The sequence below is a fragment of the Corynebacterium comes genome, assembly GCF_009734405.1.
Classification (GTDB): domain Bacteria; phylum Actinomycetota; class Actinomycetes; order Mycobacteriales; family Mycobacteriaceae; genus Corynebacterium; species Corynebacterium comes.
In genome coordinates, this window is record NZ_CP046453.1 from 16,950 (window position 1) to 29,834 (window position 12,885).

The following is a 12,885-nucleotide window of genomic DNA, read 5'->3' on the forward strand; positions in this document are numbered from 1 at the left end:
CCCTGCGAACAGCGTTTTCATTAAAGTGTCAATAACGCTGAAGGGGGACTAGGCTGAAGCCATGGCCACCCGCGCGCATGATCACGGGCACGAGCACGGTTTCGGCGGCACGCACACCACGTCCGCCCCGCTGCGCGCGCTCGCGATCGCGTTCGGCATCACCGCTACGGTGTTCTTCGCCGAGCTGACGGCGGGCCTGATCTCTGGTTCTCTGTCACTGCTCTCGGACGCAATGCACATGTTCTCGGACGCCGCGGGGCTGATTATCGCGCTGCTGGCTGCGCTGGTGGGCGGGAAGGCGGCGTCGAGAAGCGCGACGTTCGGCTACCGGCGCGTGGAGGTGCTGGCGGCGCTGGTGAATGCGGTGGCGGTGACGGTCGTGGTGGCATGGATCCTCATTCAGGCGCTCGGGCGGCTGGGGGAGGTTCGTGAGATCGACACGACGCTGATGCTCACCGTGGCCGTGATCGGCCTCGTCGCGAACGGGCTCTCCGCCTGGGTGCTGGCACGGCACAGATCGGAGAACCTCAACGTCCGGGGTGCGTTCCTGCACGTGCTTGCGGACATGCTGGGTTCAGTGGCGGTCATCATCGCGGGTCTGGTGATCCGCTTCACGGGATGGACGCCGGCGGACACCATCGCCTCGTTGGCGATCGTGGCGTTCGTGCTGCCGCGGGCACTGACCCTGCTGTGGCAGACGGTGGAGGTGCTGCTGGAGAGGGTGCCGCGAGGGGTGGATGGGCGGGAGGTCGAGCAGGCACTCTGTGGGCTGCCGGGCGTGAGTGCGGTCCACGACCTGCACATCTGGTCCACTGACGGCGTGACCCCGCTCGCCACCTGCCACCTTGTGGTTGATGATTCCTGTGTGGATCCCTCAGCCTGCGGCATCCTCGCGGAGGCCCAGGCCGCGCTGCATCAGTTCGGCATCGAGCACTCCACGATCCAACTCGAGCACCCGGGTCACCTGGAGGACGAGCAGGTGTGCGGACCCTAGCGCTCCTGGTCCTTATGGCCGACGCTGAACTTGGCGATCTCGCTTCCGCGCACGAGCCGGGGCTCGCCGTCGAGGTCGGTACATTCGAAGGTGGCGTCAGGGTTCTCTGATTCGACAACGGCGCGGAGGCGTTCGAAGTTGTTGACCTCCGGCAGGCCGTTCTCGTCCTTCTCCTCCGACTGAGCGGGGAAATGGAAGGTCTGGTCGTTGATGGTGGTGACGGTGAGCACGTTGATCGGCATGCAGCCGACAATACCTATGCCCCACGTCACACGCACCGTTACTTCTTGTGGACGCCCTCTTCCTCGTCCTTCTTCTCGGCCTCTTCGGTCTCTTCGGTGTCCTCGGTGCTGTTCTCGAGGTTCTCGCCGGCCTCGTCCATAGCGGCGGCCCGGTGCTTCTCCAGCTGCTCGTCGAGGGAGCTCAGGAGCTCCTCGTCGACCTCGGCGGGAACGCCCTCCTCCGGGGTGGTGGTGGAGTAGACCAGGGTCGACTCGGCCTCGGGTGCCTTCGCTTCGGTGCCGGCGAAGTCCTCGACGCGCGGCGGGGTGTCGCCCGGCTTCGCCTGCTGGCGGGTGAACCAGTACACCCCACCGGCGATGGCGGAGAGCAGGAGGGCGATCAGCCCGGCAGTCGTCAACGTGCGACGACGCTTGGCGGCCCGGATGCTCTTCGGCGAAGGGCGGTTCTCGGAGGCCTTCTCCAGCCGCTTTTTCGCGGCGTCCAGTCGGGCGTGAGCGGCCTGGGTCACCAGGCCGGCCTCGCGGCGGCCTTCGTCGAGAAGCGAGCTGCTGCGGGCCTTGAGCTCATCGAGGTCGACGCGCGAGGCGGCGTCGGAGAGCAGATCGTATGCCTCGCGGGTCTTCTTCTCGTTGTACTCCTTGAGGTGTTCGCGGACGGCGCTCGCGGCGCTGAGTGCCATCTTCAGGGTTGCGGGGTTCACGGCTTGCTCCTTCATGTCGGAATCGTCTGCCTTCAAGCGTAGCCAGAACAACCCCTCCGCGCCGCCGGTCCCGGTCTGGGAATTCCGTGCGAAACAAACTGGACAGCTTGGTTCAGATCTGCGCCGGTAAGGGCGGATTTGACGATTTAAATTCATCTCACCAGTGAATCATTGTCGCAGGTCAGGGCATTAGTCGCACGTGTTATCTTTGAAAAAATTACCCCGGCCGTTCCGATGCCTTGCTACATTCACAGCCACTTGCTCAACGGACATCGAAAAGGAGGGTCGGACATGAACGCAACAGCATCGCAGCACAGCGCCAAGCGGCGTTTCTCCGCCTCCGCTCCGTTCGATTCCTTCGACCCCGTCGAGACGCATCAGGCACAGGTACCTTCCCGTACCTCCCTCTCCTTTGAGGTCATGCCGCCGCGCCACGATGCCGACGAGGCGAAGATCGACGAACTCCTGGCCACCCTCCGGTCCTACAACCCGGACTACATCTCCGTGACCAGCTCACGGAATTCCGGTTGGCTGGAGGGCACCGCCAGGTTCATCGAGAAGATCGACGCCCGGACCCGGATCCCCACCCTCGCGCACCTGGCCTGCACCGCAGGCACCCGCGGGGAACTCATCGGCTGGATCAACCGGCTCATGGACTCCGGGGTGCGCGGCTTCCTCGCCCTCCGCGGCGACTACGCCGAGGGGCAGACCGGAATGCCGGCGGGTTACCTCCCGCACGCCACCGATCTCATCAGCCTCATCCGAACCCTGGAGAACGATCAGCGCGCCCGCTTCGGTGCCGGCCGCCTGGCCATCGGCGTGGCCGCCTACCCCAGTGGCCATGAGGAATCCGCGAGCAAGGACGAGGACATCGACGTCCTCCTGACCAAGCAACGTCTCGGTGCGGACTTCGCCATCACCCAGCTCTTCTTCGACGCGGAGGACTACCTCCGCTTCGCGGAGAGAGCCCGTCTGGCGGGAGTACGGATCCCGCTCATACCGGGAATCATGCCCATGACGAGTCTCGCGAGACTGCGCCGAATGGGACAGCTCTCCGGACTCAACGTCCCCGCCCGGCTCCTGAGCCGGCTGGAGGCGGCGGGACCGGAGGGCGAATACCAGACGGGCCTCGACCTCACGGCCGAGCTCGCGCGGACCATCCTGGCGGCCGGTGCCGGTGGAATGCACGTCTACACATTCAACCGGCCCGACACCACCACGGAACTGCTGGACCGCATCGGAATCGCGCCCCCACCAACCGGTTAGGGCACGGCCGATCGACTGCATGCACCGGGAGCCCCCGCGAAAAGCAGTCCACACTCTTATTCTTTCCTGCGAACTTTATCGAAAGGCTTCCTTTCCATGTCTTCTTTCCCGTCCTTCACCATCGAGGGTTACCCCCGCGTCGGCGCCAACCGCGAACTGAAGAAGGCCCTCGAGTCCTTCTGGGCAGGCCGCATCGACGAGGAGACCTTCACCTCCTCAGCACACTCCATCCGCCTGGAGAACTACGCACGTCTGCGTGACCTCGGCCTTGACGCCGACTACGCCATCCCGGCCGACGTCGCCCTCTACGACCACGTCCTCGAGACCTCCCTGACCGTCGGTCTGATCGGCGGCGAGGCCGAGAAGATCGACCTCGCCGAGTACTTCGCCCTGGCCCGCGGCAACGCCGAGCGTTCCCCGCTCGAGATGACCAAGTGGTTCGACACCAACTACCACTACCTCGTCCCCGAGGTCGCCGACTCCGGCGCCATCACCCCGCGCGCACAGCGCATCCTGGACATCGTCGCCGAGGCCAAGGCCGCCGGTCACGTCGTCCGCCCGTACCTGGTCGGCCCGGTCACCCTGCTGGCCAAGTCCAAGCCGGCGGAGGGCGCGGGCAACCCACTGAACCGCCTGGCCGAGCTCACCGAGGCCTACAAGACCGTCCTCGCCGCACTCAAGGAGGCCGGCGTCGAGTGGGTCCAGCTGGCTGAGCCCGCCCTGGTCTCCGACCTGACCATCGCCACCGACGAGGAGCTGGCACAGCACGCCGCCGCCACCTACGCCGCCATCCTGGGTGAGACCAATCGCCCGCAGGTCCTCATCTCCACCCCGTACGGCTCCCTGCGCGCAGGCCTCGAGGCACTGGCACAGGCCGGCCCGGAGGCCCTGCACGTTGACCTGGCCCCGGCCACCCTGGCTGCCGACGCCGGTTACGCCGACCGTGTCGCCGACGCCGTGAAGGCCGCCGACAAGGGCACCATCCTGGTTGCCGGCGTCATCGACGGCCGCAACGTCTGGGCCGCTGACCTGCGTGAGCGCCTGTCGGTGCTGGAGGGCCTGAAGGACGCGGGCGTCGAGAAGCTCGCCGTCTCCTCCTCCGTCTCCCTGCTGCACGTCCCGCACACCGTCGCCGCCGAGACCTCCCTGCCGGTTGACGTCGCCGGCTGGCTCTCCTTCGCCGAGGAGAAGATCGGCGAAGCCAGGGCCCTGTCCGCAGCGCTGGAGGGTGGCACCGTCGCCGCCGCCGACGAGTTCGCACGTTCCGACCGCGCGGTGCGCACCCGCAACGAGTCCGCACGCACCCACAACAAGGCAGTCCAGGCCCGCGTCGCCGCTCTGCCGGAGGGCCAGGTCGCCCGCCAGCCGGAGTTCGCCGCACGCGTAGAGGCCCAGAAGGCCCTCAACCTGCCGAAGCTGCCGACCACCACCATCGGTTCCTTCCCGCAGACCGCCGAGATCCGCAAGGCCCGCGCCGACCACCGCACCGGTGCCCTCAACGACGAGCAGTACACCGAGGCACTGAAGGACGAGGTCAAGTCTGTCATCGAGCTGCAGGAGCGCCTCGGCATCGACGTCCTCGTGCACGGCGAGCCCGAGCGCAACGACATGGTGCAGTACTTCGCTGAGCTTCTCGACGGCTTCGTGGTCACCGAGAACGGCTGGGTCCAGTCCTACGGCTCCCGCTGCACCCGTCCGCCGATCGTCGTCGGCGACGTCTCCCGCCCGGAGGCCATGACCGTGGAGTGGGCCAGGTACGCCCAGTCCCTGTCGGAGAAGCACGTCAAGGGCATGCTCACCGGTCCGGTCACCATCCTGGCCTGGTCCTTCGTGCGTGACGACGTCCCGCTGTCCGTCTCCGCCGACCAGATCGGCGTCGCCCTCGCGGACGAGGTCACCGACCTCGAGGCCGCCGGCATCGAGATCATCCAGATCGACGAGCCCGCCCTGCGCGAGCTGCTGCCGCTGCGTGAGGACGCCCGCCCCGAGTACCTCGCCTGGGCCGTCCGCTCCTTCCGCCTGGTCGCCCTCGACGCGAAGCCGGCCACCCAGATCCACACCCACCTCTGCTACTCGGAGTTCGGTCAGATCATCGACGCCGTCGCCGCCCTCGACGCCGACGTCACCTCCATCGAGGCCGCCCGCTCCCGCATGGAACTCCTCGAGGACCTCGAGGACTCCTTCCACTCCGAGATCGGCCCGGGCATCTGGGACATCCACTCCCCGCGCATCCCGTCCGTCGCCGAGCTCACCGAGCTGATCAAGGCCGCTCTGGTCAACGTTCCGACCGAGCGCCTCTGGGTCAACCCGGACTGTGGTCTGAAGACCCGTGGTTACGCAGAGACCGAACAGTCCCTGCGCAACATGGTCCTCGCCCGCGACATCGTGGTTGAGTCGCTGTAATACCTCACCTGAAGTCAGGCCCGGTGACCGTTGAACGGTCACCGGGCCCTCGTCTTCGCTAGGATGTCCCACATGACCAACAAGACCGCAACCGCGACGCTGCACACCAATCGCGGCGATATTGTCATCGATCTCTTCGGCAACCACGCCCCGGTCACCGTCGAGAACTTCGTCGGCCTGGCACAGGGCACCAAGGAGTACTCCACCGAGAACGCCAAGGGCGAGAAGACCGGCCCGTTCTACGACGGCGCAATCTTCCACCGCATCATCGACGGCTTCATGATCCAGGGCGGCGACCCGACCGGCACCGGCCGTGGCGGCCCGGGCTTCATGTTCGCCGACGAGTTCCACCCGGAGCTGCGCTTCGACCGTTCCTACCTGCTGGCCATGGCCAACGCCGGTCCGGGCACCAACGGCTCCCAGTTCTTCATCACCACCGGCCCGACCCCGCACCTGAACAACCACCACACCATCTTCGGTGAGGTCGTTGACCCGGAGTCCCGCAAGGTCGTCGACGCGATCTCCTCCACCCCGACCGACCGCATGGACCGCCCGGTCGACCCGGTCGTCATCGAGTCCGTCACCATCGCCTGAATCCCTTCCCGAAGGCCCGCCACGTTGCTTGTCGACGTCGGCGGGCCTTCCCCTTTCCAGGAGCCCTCATAAGTGATCACCCTGCGTCGTTGGTGGGCTGACGCCCCCGCCACCACTCTGTTCACACTCACCGCGGTTGCCGTCTATGTGATCACCGCGTTGCAGTCCCGCTCTGTGATGGACAACCTCCCCGGTTCCTCCCTCGGTGCCGCCTGGGTCCTCTACGGCCCGGAGGTTGCCCAGGGCGGACTCGACCGCCTCCGGGCCCTCGGCGCGGTCTTCCTCCACATCGATCTGGGGCATGTGGCCATCAACTGCTTCATGCTCATGCTCATCGGCCGTGAGATCGAGAAGTTCGCCGGGACCGCCCTGTATTCCGCGGCTTTCCTCGCCGGTGGCATCGGGGCCTCCGCGACCGTCCTGTGGATGGCTCCGTACAACCCCACCGCCGGAGCTTCCGGAGCACTTTTCGCCCTCATGGTCCTGCTCCTCGGGATCGCCCGTGTCCGGGGGAATGACCTGCGCGCACCCCTGGTGCTCATCCTGATGAATGTCATCTACACCTTCATCGCCCCGAGCGTCTCGCTCTGGGGGCACCTGGGTGGGCTGTTCGCGGGTCTGATGATGGTGTGGTTCTTCATCAGCAGTCGTCCGGCCGTGCGCTGGTCCGGCGTGCTGGGGGTTCTCGTCCTTTCCTGTGTCCTCGTGCTGCTTGTGTAAATTGTGGACCGAAAGTTATCCACAGGCTGGGGAGAAAATTGTGGATATTGTGAAGAACATCTCCTTGGAGATTCTATCCACACCCTGTGGATAACTTTGTGGACAGTTTTCCCCACCTGCGCATATGTTCGAACTTTCGCCCTTTTTCACAGGTCCCGGACCTGTAAATCACAACTTTCAGGGTTCCTGACAACAAACTACACACGTGTAACTATCCACAGTGTGGACAACTCCTGTGGATGGATTTCAGGACTGTGGGCTCGTGGATAGAACGGTGAATCCTTCCACGGCCCTGGGGATAACCAGGACAGTTATCCACATTGTCCCCATGCGTGACGCGTACGTGTCATTTGCAGGTGTGGCAGTTTCCCGCACTCCGCTGGGGTCCTCTGCCTTCAAGGACGACGCCGAGCGGATGCTGGTGCAGCCGTGGAACCTCTCCCACGATGAGGGGCCTCAGTAGCCCGCCCCGGCAGACAGGTGTGGCTGCGGTCAATGGGTTCAGTTGCCCGAGATGACCAGTGCAATCCCCATCACGACGAGGAAACCGATGAACGGGGCGATGACGGTCACCATGCCGATGTCCTTGTAGGACTGGCGGTGGGTCAGGCCGCACACGAGCAGCAGGGTGATAACTGCGCCATTGTGGGGAAGTGAGTCGAAGCTGACGGAGGCCATCGCCGTCACACGGTGCATCAGCTCCGGGCTGATTCCCTGTTCATCAGCCATGCGGGCCAGATCAGCTCCGAAGCTCTGGAGGGCGATGCTGAGGCCGCCGGAGGAGGAGCCGGTGATGGCGGCGATCACGGCGGTGGATAACGCCGCCACGACCAGTGCGTTGTCGCTGACCTCGAAGATGCCTTCCCGAATGACGGCGAAGATCGCCAGGGAGGCGATGACGCCACCGTAACCGACCTCGCTGGCGGTGGTGAAGGCCGGGAGCACGGCGGTCTTGGCGCCCTCTGAAATCCCGTCGACGTATTCCTGGGCCTGCCTCGGGCGCATGAGGAAGATGGCGATGACGGCCGTGGCCAGGGCGACGGTCACGGACCAGACGCCGATGACACTGCTCAACGTGGTCGCGCCGAAACGCTCTTCAGCGAGGTAATCAAAATTCATCGTCTCGGAGAGCACGTACACGAAGAGGAAGTTCACGGTGACGACGACCAGGATGGGAACCAGTGCAATCAGGCCCTTGGTGACCACTCTTTCCCGAGTCTGGACGCGGTTCAGAACCCCCACGCCGCCTCCGGTGAGGGGCGCATCGTTTTCTTCGGGTGAGATGGAAGCGGTCGCCGGTGATCCCGGATCCAGGTCAGGCCCGTATGATTCTCCGGCGCTGATCAGTTTCTTCTGTCGCCAGGTGAGCCAGGCCATCCCGAGGGCGTAGGTGACGATTGCTCCGAGGGTGCCCAGCAACGGGGCGGCGAATGTGGTGGTTTCAAAGTACCGGGTGGGAATGGCGTTGTGGATCTGCGGTGATCCTGGTAGCGCCGCCATGGCGAAGGAGAAGAATCCCAGTGCGATCGCGGCGGGCATCAGACGCTTGGGGATCCCCGCCTCCTTGAACAGGGCCTGCGCGATCGGGTACATGGCGAAGACCACCACCCACGCGCTCACGCCGCCATAGGTGAGAAGCGCAGAGGCGATCGACGTGGCCAGGATGGCGCGCTGGGCGCCCAGCGCTTTCGAAATCCACCGGGCGAGATCTTCCGCATATCCCGACACCGACATCAGTCGACCGAAGATCGCGCCGACCAGAAACACCGGGAAGAAGTTCACGATGAACCCGCCCAGGGCCGGCATGAAGATCTGGGTATAGGACGCCAGGAGGGGCGCGCCGGAGAACAGGACGGCAATCATTGCCGCGACCGGCGCAATGAAGATAACTGAGTGGCCCCGGTAGGCAAAAAATATGAGGAAGGCCAGTGACACCAGGATGCCGATAAAAGGAAGGACCATCGCGATTCTCTTTCACAGTAGTGGGGGTCGTGGGAGGGCATATGGGAGGTGGTCTCAGAGCGTCGAATGATCTCGGGCAGTGATGATGTCGACCAGTAAACTGACGGTTGACCGGGGATGACAGGTCCCGCCCGGATCAGCGTGAGCGTCCGCTCCGGGCCGATGACACCCCCGAGGTCGAGGAATGCCGCAGCTGTCCTGCCGACTGGGAAATCCCGGGAGGCGCCTGTGGAGAAGTGTGAATTACATCTCCTTGTGTGGAATTTCCAGCAGTGCTCACTCTCAACAAGTACACGGCCCGGGTCCGTCTGGGAATGGTGATTATTCTTTCTGCGATACCAGATGTGCCATAGATTGATGTCTTAAACGCAATAGAAGTTGTCCCGGCTGGTCCCCACCCCCGTATTGGGCGATGTCATCATTAAGTCCGCAGAGGCAAAGACGGTGTCGGCGGGACAGGTTGGGTGACCCGCCCGCCATGTCCCGGAGTTGGAGTACACGCGGCTCCCCGAAATGCTCTGGAATGCCCAAAACCCGCGAGAAGCCCAGGTACAGGGTTCCTCGCGGGTTCGGTGCTGAAAAGGAGTCAGGCGTTGATTGGCTGCCTGGTTCGGGCGCGGTGTCGGAAAGCGAAACCGAGGGCGATGGCCACGGAGAGTCCGACGGCCGCCAGGCCCCAGGGCTGGGGAAGTTCCTGGGAGAGGACGAAGACGCCCATGACAAGGACGAAGACGCCGAAGCCCTTGCGCAGGGCCTGTTCCGGGACTACCGAGGTCAGGCGGGCGCCGATGAGGGCGCCGATCAGTGCTGCGGCCGTGACCGCCAGGATCAGGGGCCAGTCGAGGCTGACGGAGGTCAGGTAGCCGGCGAGTCCGGCGAAGGACTTCATCGAGATGACCAGCAGGGATGTGCCGACCGCGACCGGCATGGCCAGGCCGCCGAGCAGCGCGAGGGCCGGGACGACGAGGAAGCCGCCGCCGGCGCCGACCAGGCCGGTGACCAGGCCCACGACCAGGCCTTCAGCGAGGATCTTGCCCAGGGGCAGGTGTTTCTTCTCCCCGGTGCTTGCGGTCTTTTTCCGGCCGCGCAGCATGGCTCCGGCGGTGGCGATCATCATGAGGGCGAAGGCGATCATGAGGACCACGCCCGGGATGAAGCCGCCGAGTAGCCCGCCGAGGAAGGCCCCGGCCATGCTGGCTGCGCCGAAGATCAGGCCTGTGCGCCACTGGACGTTGCCCTTGCGGGCATGTGCGAAGGTGCTGACCACGGATGTGGTGCCGACGACGAACAGTGAGGCGGCGATGGCCTCCTTCGGGTCCATGCCCGCGACGTAGGTCAGCAGGGGGACGGTGAGGATGGACCCGCCACCACCGAGCAGCCCGAGGCTGAGCCCGACCACGATGGCGAGCAGGACGACCACAATGAGGGTGATGCTCATGATTCCTGTCTTCCGGGTTGGGGGCGGGAGTCAGCCCGCAGGGCCGCTAGGAGAGGGTGACTGTACCGGTGGCGACCGGGATGTCCTTGACGGCGGACTCGAGGGTCGGGTTCACCGACGCCTTGTTCCACGGCATCTTCGACAGGGCGGAGGCCATGGCGCAGGAGTCGCTGAGTGCGGACCAGGTCAGGCCGGCGCCGACGGCCGCCGAGAGGTAGCCGACGGGGCGGGAGACGACGCGGGAGCCGACGAATCCGGCGAGCACCAGCGAACCGGCGGCCATGCGGACCTGGCGATCCATGGCCCAACGCTTCTTGCCACGCACGACGTCACCACCTGCATCCGCGAAGGCGGCGGTGCCGCCGGCCAGCACGCTGGCGGTGTCCAGGCCGGCGGAGGCGAGACGCTCGCGCGCCTCCTCTGCGCGAATGCCGGACTGGCAGACCAGCACCACACCGTCCCGGAAACGGGAGGCGAACTCCTTGGTGTGTTCGGCGAGCATGGACAGCGGGACGTTGTAGGCGCCGCGGATGTGCATGGACTCGAACTCGGCGGGGGTGCGGACGTCGATGATCATCAGCTGCTCATCGCTGGCGAGGCGTGCCTTGAGGTCTTCTGTTTCGAGAGAGGTGATCGTGGTGGTGGGGGCGGTCATGGGTGATGAATTCCTGTCTTAGGGTCTTGGTCTGGTGATTATTTGTTGTTGTGGTCGAGCCAGCCGAGGTAGCTGCCCTCGAGCTCGACGATGTCGTAGCCCCTGCGGCGCAGCGCGGAGGCGGCGACGGAGTTACGCACACCCGACTGGCAGTACGTCACGATCCTGGCGTCGGTGCCCGGCAGCTGCCCGAGGTTCCACAGCACACGCCCACCGGAGAGCTGCACCGAACCGGGGATATGACCCTCGGCGTGCTCGGTCTTGTTGCGCAGATCCAGCAGCATGTCCCTGTCGGTGCCGTCGAGGTCGTCCTGGGCCAGCACCTGCGGGGTGGTGGTCGGCAGGCCCTCGAAGGAGGTGACGTAGCCGACGGTCTGATCGACGCCGACGCGGATGAAGTGGTCACGCAACTCCGCGGCCTGCTCGGCCGACGCGGCCAGCACGACCAGGTCCCCGGTGTCGGATTCCGGGTCGACGACCCACGCGATGTAGCTGGCGGCCTTGTCGATCCCGGGGACGTTGACCGCACCGGCGACGGTGCCCTGGTGGACCTGGGAGTGGTGGCGGGTGTCGACGATGATCTTCTCCCCGGACTCCACCTGCCCGGCGATGTCGGCCCCGGTCAGTTCGGGCAGCTCGGCCAGCGGGTAACCCAGGATCGTGGGGCCGGTCTTGTTCTGGCGTTTCATCCGCCCGAAGTAGGCGTGGGCGTCGGGCTGGCCGTCGAGGAGTTCGTCGACGAAGCCCTGCTCGTCGTCGGCGGCCAGGTAGGGGGCCCACCAGGCGTAGGCGCGTTCGTAGCCGACGGTGGTCGAGGGCAGGGCGCCGAGTGCCTTGCCGCAGGCCGAGCCCGCGCCGTGGGCGGGGTAGACCTGGACGTGGTCGGGCAGCGTGAGGAAGACGTTTTTCAGGCTGGCGAAGATCTGCCGGGCGCCGCCGAAACGGGTGTCGACGCCGCCGGCGGCCTCGTCGAGCAGGTCGGGGCGGCCCAGGTCGCCGGAGAAGACGAAGTCTCCGGAGAGCAGGTAGCCGGGGGTGTCGGCGAAGGCGCCGTCGGTGACCAGGAAGGACAGGTGTTCCGGGGTGTGGCCCGGGGTATGGCGGGCCTGGATGGTGATGTTGCCGATGGTGATGGTGTCACCGTCGTGCAGGCGGGTGCCGTCGAAGCCGTACTGCCAGTCCTCGTCGCCTTCGCCGGAGAGGTAGATCTCGGCGCCGGTGGCGGCGGCCAGTTCCCGGGTGCCGGAGAGGTAGTCGGCGTGGATGTGGGTTTCGGTGACGCCCGTGATGGTCATGCCGTGGTGTTCGGCGAGGGTGAGGTAGTCGGTGATGTCGCGGCGGGGGTCGACGACGACGGCGGTGTTCTGTGCCTGGCAGCCGATGAAGTAGCTGGCCTGGGCGAGGTCTTCGTCGTAGAAACGATGCAACAGCATGGGGATTCTCCTCGTTGTTGTAGGACGTGACAACATGCTGTCATATACCCATGGGGGTATGCAAGCCGGACGGCTCTCCCTAGATATCCGCGCAGTTCAGGATGCGTTTCTGTTACTGCTGGCAATCGTTAGTGAAAGGGAAAACCCCGGTTCCTGCCACTGAAACTCAGTGGCAGGAACCGGGGTCACCCACGCGCTCTAGCGCCAACCCATGGTCATCAGAAGGCCGAGGATGAACAGGCCGAAACCGATGCCGTAGTTCCAGGGGCCGAGCTCCACCATCAGGGGGATCTGGGAGCCGGCGAGGTAGTTCACGATCAGCCACACAAGACCCGCGAGCATCAGGCCGAACATGATGACCTTGTACCAGAGTGGGGTGCCGCCGGTGTTGATCTTCACCGGGGTGCGGTTGGCAGAGGAGGTCGAGTGGGCGAGGGGGCTCTTGGTGATCTTTGCCTTGGGCATCGGGTCGGCCTT

General features: G+C 65.4%; 13 protein-coding genes. 6 read left to right on the forward strand and 7 right to left on the reverse strand.

Annotated features, from left to right (window positions below; all coding sequences use genetic code 11):
- The first annotated feature begins 61 nt into the window (after positions 1-61).
- Positions 62-994 (forward strand): cation diffusion facilitator family transporter, encoded by a 933-nt coding sequence (locus CETAM_RS00095; RefSeq protein ID WP_156226516.1) that lies wholly within the window; start codon positions 62-64, stop codon positions 992-994.
- Here the strand turns inward: CETAM_RS00095 and CETAM_RS00100 are convergent.
- Together CETAM_RS00100 and CETAM_RS00105 are read right to left on the reverse strand one after the other, a co-directional pair.
- Entirely contained in the window at positions 991-1,236 is a 246-nt protein-coding gene (locus tag CETAM_RS00100) for a hypothetical protein (RefSeq protein ID WP_156226517.1), read from the reverse strand. The genes CETAM_RS00095 and CETAM_RS00100 overlap by 4 nt on opposite strands.
- 38 nt (positions 1,237-1,274) lie before the next feature.
- Entirely contained in the window at positions 1,275-1,937 is a 663-nt protein-coding gene (locus CETAM_RS00105; protein ID WP_156226518.1) for a hypothetical protein, read from the reverse strand.
- Between the two features lie 291 nt (positions 1,938-2,228).
- Here CETAM_RS00105 and CETAM_RS00110 point away from each other — a divergent pair, with 291 nt between their 5' ends.
- The 5 genes from CETAM_RS00110 to CETAM_RS13890 all read left to right on the forward strand — a co-directional run bounded on the left by CETAM_RS00110 (position 2,229) and on the right by CETAM_RS13890 (position 7,383).
- A complete protein-coding gene (locus CETAM_RS00110; protein WP_156226519.1) occupies positions 2,229-3,203 on the forward strand; it encodes a methylenetetrahydrofolate reductase in 975 nt (324 codons plus the stop codon).
- A gap of 96 nt (positions 3,204-3,299) precedes the next feature.
- Positions 3,300-5,606, forward strand: a complete 2,307-nt coding sequence (metE, locus tag CETAM_RS00115; RefSeq protein ID WP_156226520.1) for a 5-methyltetrahydropteroyltriglutamate--homocysteine S-methyltransferase — start codon at positions 3,300-3,302, stop codon at positions 5,604-5,606.
- A 63-nt stretch (positions 5,607-5,669) separates the two neighbouring features.
- Positions 5,670-6,200: a peptidylprolyl isomerase gene (locus tag CETAM_RS00120; RefSeq protein ID WP_407923938.1), complete on the forward strand. Its 531-nt coding sequence runs from the start codon at positions 5,670-5,672 to the stop codon at positions 6,198-6,200.
- A gap of 72 nt (positions 6,201-6,272) precedes the next feature.
- Positions 6,273-6,920 (forward strand): rhomboid family intramembrane serine protease, encoded by a 648-nt coding sequence (locus CETAM_RS00125; RefSeq protein WP_231587519.1) that lies wholly within the window; start codon positions 6,273-6,275, stop codon positions 6,918-6,920.
- Between the two features lie 328 nt (positions 6,921-7,248).
- Positions 7,249-7,383, forward strand: a complete 135-nt coding sequence (locus tag CETAM_RS13890; protein ID WP_269076380.1) for a hypothetical protein — start codon at positions 7,249-7,251, stop codon at positions 7,381-7,383.
- A 38-nt stretch (positions 7,384-7,421) separates the two neighbouring features.
- Here CETAM_RS13890 and CETAM_RS00130 read toward each other — a convergent pair whose 3' ends face one another.
- The 5 genes from CETAM_RS00130 to crgA form a co-directional block, all read right to left on the reverse strand.
- On the reverse strand, positions 7,422-8,882 hold the full coding sequence (locus CETAM_RS00130) for a GntP family permease (protein WP_156226522.1): 1,461 nt from the start codon (positions 8,880-8,882) through the stop codon (positions 7,422-7,424).
- Positions 8,883-9,468: 586 nt separating this feature from the next.
- Complete coding sequence (locus CETAM_RS00135) at positions 9,469-10,320, reverse strand: sulfite exporter TauE/SafE family protein (RefSeq protein WP_156226523.1); 852 nt, start codon at positions 10,318-10,320, stop codon at positions 9,469-9,471.
- A gap of 46 nt (positions 10,321-10,366) precedes the next feature.
- Complete coding sequence (locus CETAM_RS00140) at positions 10,367-10,975, reverse strand: rhodanese-like domain-containing protein (protein WP_156226524.1); 609 nt, start codon at positions 10,973-10,975, stop codon at positions 10,367-10,369.
- A 38-nt stretch (positions 10,976-11,013) separates the two neighbouring features.
- Positions 11,014-12,408, reverse strand: a complete 1,395-nt coding sequence (locus CETAM_RS00145) for an MBL fold metallo-hydrolase (protein ID WP_156226525.1) — start codon at positions 12,406-12,408, stop codon at positions 11,014-11,016.
- Positions 12,409-12,606: 198 nt separating this feature from the next.
- Positions 12,607-12,873 carry a cell division protein CrgA gene (gene crgA / locus CETAM_RS00150; protein ID WP_156226526.1) on the reverse strand — a complete coding sequence of 89 codons (267 nt, stop codon included), beginning with the start codon at positions 12,871-12,873 and terminating at the stop codon, positions 12,607-12,609.
- Positions 12,874-12,885 lie beyond the last annotated feature (12 nt).

Coding starts and splice junctions, on each gene's coding strand:
- CETAM_RS00140 (WP_156226524.1), bottom strand. CDS start 10,975: ATGACCGCCCCCACCACCACGATCACCTCTCTCGAAACAGAAGACCTC.
- CETAM_RS00120 (WP_407923938.1), top strand. CDS start 5,670: ATGTCCCACATGACCAACAAGACCGCAACCGCGACGCTGCACACCAAT.
- CETAM_RS00100 (WP_156226517.1), bottom strand. CDS start 1,236: ATGCCGATCAACGTGCTCACCGTCACCACCATCAACGACCAGACCTTC.
- crgA (WP_156226526.1), bottom strand. CDS start 12,873: ATGCCCAAGGCAAAGATCACCAAGAGCCCCCTCGCCCACTCGACCTCC.
- CETAM_RS00095 (WP_156226516.1), top strand. CDS start 62: ATGGCCACCCGCGCGCATGATCACGGGCACGAGCACGGTTTCGGCGGC.
- CETAM_RS00130 (WP_156226522.1), bottom strand. CDS start 8,882: ATGGTCCTTCCTTTTATCGGCATCCTGGTGTCACTGGCCTTCCTCATA.
- CETAM_RS00135 (WP_156226523.1), bottom strand. CDS start 10,320: ATGAGCATCACCCTCATTGTGGTCGTCCTGCTCGCCATCGTGGTCGGG.
- CETAM_RS13890 (WP_269076380.1), top strand. CDS start 7,249: ATGCGTGACGCGTACGTGTCATTTGCAGGTGTGGCAGTTTCCCGCACT.
- metE (WP_156226520.1), top strand. CDS start 3,300: ATGTCTTCTTTCCCGTCCTTCACCATCGAGGGTTACCCCCGCGTCGGC.
- CETAM_RS00110 (WP_156226519.1), top strand. CDS start 2,229: ATGAACGCAACAGCATCGCAGCACAGCGCCAAGCGGCGTTTCTCCGCC.
- CETAM_RS00145 (WP_156226525.1), bottom strand. CDS start 12,408: ATGCTGTTGCATCGTTTCTACGACGAAGACCTCGCCCAGGCCAGCTAC.